The organism is Amycolatopsis sp. NPDC039088 (assembly GCF_055598845.1).
This window is the reverse complement of record NZ_JBVKAE010000086.1, coordinates 1-2,781: the sequence shown is the minus strand read 5'-3', so window position 1 is coordinate 2,781 and position 2,781 is coordinate 1. Positions and strand designations below refer to the sequence as shown.

The following is a 2,781-nucleotide window of genomic DNA, read 5'->3' as shown; positions in this document are numbered from 1 at the left end:
AATCGGTCTTCAAACGGGGGGAAGGCGTCGGGAAACCGGGGGAAAGAACCCAGGAAGTTGTCGGTTGGGGGTGGTGGGGGGTGGCGGTTGGGGTCAAACCCCAACCCCCCACTCACGAGGCTTTACGCCAGGGAGAGGTCCCGCAGCAGCTTCGCGACGTGCCCGGTCGCCCGGACGTTGTACTGCGCCACGGCGATCTTGCCGTCCGCGTCGACGACGAAGGTCGAGCGGATGACGCCCTCGTAGACCTTGCCGTAGTTCTTCTTCTCGCCGAAGGCGCTGTACGCCTTGAGGACGGTCTTCTCCGTGTCGGAGAGCAGCGGGAAGGTCAGCTTCTCCGCCTCGACGAACTTCGCGAGCTTCGCGGGCTTGTCCGGGGAGATGCCGAGTACCTGATAGCCGGCGTCGTTGAGCTGCGCGAGGCTGTCCCGGAAGTCGCAGGCCTGCTTCGTGCAGCCCGGCGTCCCCGCGTTCGGGTAGAAGTACACGACGACCGACTTGCCGCGGAAGTCGCTGAGCGAGACGTCGTTGCCCTCGTGATCGGGGAGGGTGAAATCGGGCGCGGTGTCGCCGGGGGAGAGTCGCTGCTCGGTCATGACGCACACGGTAGCGAACCGGAGGCGTCAGACCTTCCCGCAGTAGGTGGCGGCGACCGGCTCCGCGGGGTTCGGCCGGACCTGCAGACGCAGCCTCACCGGCTTGTCCGGAACGGCGAACGCCAGGTTGAGGTGTACCGACCGGCCGGGTGCGACGTCCTTGCCCGCGTCCGCGATGCCGTTGTAGCCCTGCACCGGGTCGACGACCTGTTTGACCGACGAGCTTTCGCCGTCGACCTCACCCGTCACGGACAGACCGGAGAGCCGGTAGACCCCGTCGCCGGCGTTCGTCACGTCGATGCCGAACGCCACCGCGCGCGGGCTCTGCGGGTACGCGGACGTGCTGGGGCGGAACGACTTCGGGGAGGACACGGAGATCGTGACCCCGGTCGCGAACCGGTGCGGGGCACCGAACGCGAGGTCGCCTTCCGCGTGCGTCGCGGCCAGACCCTGCGCCGGGGTGTCCGCGCCGAGCGCCGCGGCCCCTTTTTCCGGTGCCGGAACCCCGCACGCGGTCGCCAGCAGCAACGAGCAGGCGGCGATCAAGAGCTTCGGGGTGCGCGGGGGCGCCATGTGCGGTTACTCCAGTCGGCGGGTCGAGTGGGCCGTTCGAGGTAGGTATTAGTGCCGAAGAGTCCAGAGTGACGGTCTTCGTCAGCTGAGAGGAGCGGCGCGGCCGGGTTGAGGCGCACCTGGTGTACACCCGTGGCCGTTCCGTGATCGGAAAGGTACGGCTAGTGACAGTCGTCACCTGAGTGGCACATCGACCACGCTCAAACGGCGAAGGCGAAGAACAGGATGAAGATCGCCAGGCCGGACACCCAGGCCACGATCAGCCAGCCGAAATCCCGCATCGGGTCGACCGCGCGGCTCTCCTCGCCGGGGACGTAGACACCGCGCTCTTCGAACCAGTCCGCCCACCGGGTCAGCCAGCGAAAGGGGCTTCGAGACGCCATGACTGTCACAGTACGGGCACGGGTCAGCCGGGTCAGCCGGGGAGGCGCCGCCCAAAAGGGCGAATCGGGCGTACCAGTTATCGCCCACTAGGCCCTTTTGGCCAACAGACTCACCCGTCAGGCTGTAACAATGGCGCTGGGAATAGATGTCTACAGCCGCTTTCAGACTGTTACTGACTGGCAAGCCGTCAAGAAGCACGGCGTGACTTTCGCGTTCGTCAAGCTCACGGACGGCGGTGGTCTCCCGAACGGGGGGCGCAATACCGGCGACGCCTTGGTGGCCGGGGCGAGGGCCGCCGGTATTCCGGTAGGTGGTTACCATTTCGCTCAGGCGAGTCCGTCGCCTGAGGCACAGGCCGACTTGTTCATCGCGCAGGTCCGCAGGCTCGGGGCGACAGGGTGCGTCCCGATGCTCGATCTAGAGGACAACCCGCCGGGTTCGGGTACGCCGAACATCCCGGACGGGAGCAAGCGGGACTTCTCGATCAGATTCTGCGACCGCGTGGCGGGGCACGGTTTCCGGCCCGGTATCTACATGAACAATTCACTCGCCAAAATGCTGCGCCCGGATCGTCTCGGCGTGCCGGACCTGGTGATCTGGATCGCGCGCTACGGCGCCAAACCCGACGCCGCCGCGGGCCGCTACGACGTGCACCAATACTCGGACGCCGGCCAGATCCCCGGTATCCGGGCGAGCAGTGTCGATCTCAACGAGTCCTACACGAACGCCCACTTGACCGGCGGCGGCGCCGCCCCGAAACGGAAGGCGACGACAGAACTCATGGAACGAAGGACCATTCCGGCCAGCCCGGCCGTCACGTCCGTGCGGTTGCTGCTCTCCGGCAGCGATACGGCCGCGATCATCGTCCGGCCGCGTGTCGACGGCGACGGCACCACCGACGCTCCCGTCTGGCAGGGCAATATCTTCGCCTGGGGCAGCGACAAGGTCGGTGTCGGCGGGAATCCCTTGCAGACGCCCGGATTCGATCCGAAAACGGTGGCGCACCGGCGGTACCCCCTGCCGGGCGCGGTGTGGGCCGACTTCGAATACAGCTCGAACGCGGATTTCGAGATCGACATCGTCGGCTGAGCGGCTCGAAGGTCCGTGAAGGCCTCCTTCCCTACCCTCAGAGTAGGGTCCCGGCAAAGTCGAAATCTTGCTGGTCGGAGACCTCTTCGTCATGGCGCAGGCCGACGTCTATGAAGGAATTGGGACGTTGAGTGTCCCA

General features: G+C 66.5%; 4 protein-coding genes. 1 reads left to right on the top strand and 3 read right to left on the bottom strand.

All coding sequences use genetic code 11. The features are described from left to right. Positions 1-122: 122 nt before the first annotated feature. The 3 genes from bcp to ACZ7KI_RS43280 all read right to left on the bottom strand — a co-directional run bounded on the left by bcp (position 123) and on the right by ACZ7KI_RS43280 (position 1,552). Positions 123-596: a thioredoxin-dependent thiol peroxidase gene (gene bcp, locus ACZ7KI_RS43290; protein ID WP_470227168.1), complete on the bottom strand. Its 474-nt coding sequence runs from the start codon at positions 594-596 to the stop codon at positions 123-125. A 27-nt stretch (positions 597-623) separates the two neighbouring features. Further along, on the bottom strand, positions 624-1,169 hold the full coding sequence (locus ACZ7KI_RS43285) for a hypothetical protein (protein ID WP_470278807.1): 546 nt from the start codon (positions 1,167-1,169) through the stop codon (positions 624-626). A gap of 200 nt (positions 1,170-1,369) precedes the next feature. Next, complete coding sequence (locus ACZ7KI_RS43280; protein ID WP_007028251.1) at positions 1,370-1,552, bottom strand: hypothetical protein; 183 nt, start codon at positions 1,550-1,552, stop codon at positions 1,370-1,372. Between the two features lie 130 nt (positions 1,553-1,682). Between ACZ7KI_RS43280 and ACZ7KI_RS43275 the strand changes: the two genes are divergently transcribed. Further along, a complete protein-coding gene (locus tag ACZ7KI_RS43275; RefSeq protein ID WP_470278806.1) occupies positions 1,683-2,642 on the top strand; it encodes a glycoside hydrolase family 25 protein in 960 nt (319 codons plus the stop codon). Positions 2,643-2,781: the final 139 nt, after the last annotated feature.